The sequence below is a fragment of the bacterium genome (assembly GCA_024224155.1).
Lineage (GTDB): Bacteria > Acidobacteriota > Thermoanaerobaculia > Multivoradales > JAHEKO01 > CALZIK01.
The window spans coordinates 1-1,669 of record JAAENP010000345.1; the positions used below are offsets into that span (position 1 = coordinate 1).

1 protein-coding gene is annotated in these 1,669 nt (G+C 64.3%); it reads right to left on the reverse strand.

The window, feature by feature from the left end; genetic code table 11:
• Positions 1–1,344, reverse strand: a 1,344-nt coding sequence (locus GY769_17375; GenBank protein MCP4203691.1) for a hypothetical protein, incomplete at its 3' end; no start/stop codon positions are given.
• Between the last annotated feature and the right edge of the window lie 325 nt (positions 1,345–1,669).

Genomic DNA, 1,669 nt, shown 5'->3' on the forward strand with positions numbered 1-1,669 from the left:
GAAGACCTGGGGGTGGGTGTGGGCGGGGAGGATGTTGCCGAGTCGCTCCGAAGCCAGCACATGACCGGGTGGGCGTTGCGCAAGGTCCTCGATCATCTCGAGAGCGGCGGTGGGGACGGGCTCGCGAGCCTCGACCTCGCGCAGCGCCTCGCTTGAAACGAGGACCGGAGTTCCGAACACGAGCGCCAGCACGGCGACGACGCCCGCGCCGCGGCGGAGCCCGGTCGTGCCGAAGCCCCGCGTAAAAGTGGTGATCGCGGTCGCGGCCAGGATCGAGAGAGGGATGTGCTGATACATCACGTAGTGGTGCCCGTTCCAGATCATCGAGGAGTGGAGGACGGCCACTGCAACGATCCAGCTCGAGATCGCCACCCGGTAGGTGTGTCCGTGGCTCGCCCAGATCCGGAGTCCCCAGATTGCCAGAACGAGCACCACACCGTAGGTCAGCGGATACCAGAAAACGGAGCGGCCCAAACTGCCGAGGACGCCGTTCGAGGCCATCCGGAAGACGGGATCCATCCGCTGCCAGAGTATGAGCGGGCCGACGGCGAGCGCGAAAACGGCGCCGACCGAGGCGAGATCGCGCAAGCCAAACGCGCTTCGGTAGAAGAGCGCCCGAGCCGTCCAGTGCAGGCTCGTGATCGCGACGAAGGCGATGGCGCTGTAGGGGTGGATCAACCAGAGCAGAGCGAGCCCGAGCCCCAGGAGCAGAATCTGTGCCTTGGTCAGCTCTCGCGCCGAGAGAACCGGGCGTAGTAAGACGAGCAAACCGGTGAGCGCGGCGATCCAGAGCGGGTTGTAGAAAGCGCCGAAGGTACTCCAGCCGTAGAGCGAAGAGGTGGCTGCCCGAAACAGGTCCGCTGGCGCCTCCGGCAGAGCGTGCGCAAATGGGCGAAGGTACACATCCAGGCCGCCGCCCAGCCCGATCAGGGCCGCCGCCCAGAGGCGCTCGGTTCGTGACGCCAGAATCGGCCGCGTGAACCACCACAACACGCCGAAGAAGGCGAAAAGCAACAGCACTCGACTGAGCTCGAGGACCAAGTTCGGGTCGGCTCCGGTCAGCGCAGAGATTGCGCCAATCAACCAGTGAAAAAGCAACACCAGGCGGCCACTCTGTAGCTCGGTGGTGAACGGGTTCTCGAAGAAGAACGCGCCGCGGTCCGGAACCTGCCGGATCATGGCCAGGTAGGCGAGCCAGTCCGGCGGGTTGTAGCCGATCTGGAGGACGGAGGAACCGGCCGACGGCTCGGTGCGCAGAGTCTTCAAATAAGGCAGGGCCCGCAATACCGAGACGAAGGCGGGGAGAGTCCAGTAGGCGAGGGGCGGTCGATCGGGACGATACACGGCGATGGCTCCGGCTCGGTGCTTATCCTAGCGGTCGCGGGGTGCCTGTTTTAAAGCAAAAGCCTCAACCGGAGTCGAGGTAGCGCCGGATGTCGAGCCGGATGTCGAGCCCGCCGTTGAAGACACCGAGGATCCCTCCTCGTCAGGTTCCTCCTCGTCAGGTTCCACCCGTTTCACCAGAGGATACTTGCCACTAACGACTGTGTTGCGAGCAAGAACCAAGCTGTTGAAGTTGATCGCCTAGTCAAGGATATCGACCTAGAGTGGGCTGCTGCAGCCGGCGGCGAAAAGGGTGGAACCTCGGCGGAAGGGTCCTGTCCACCGC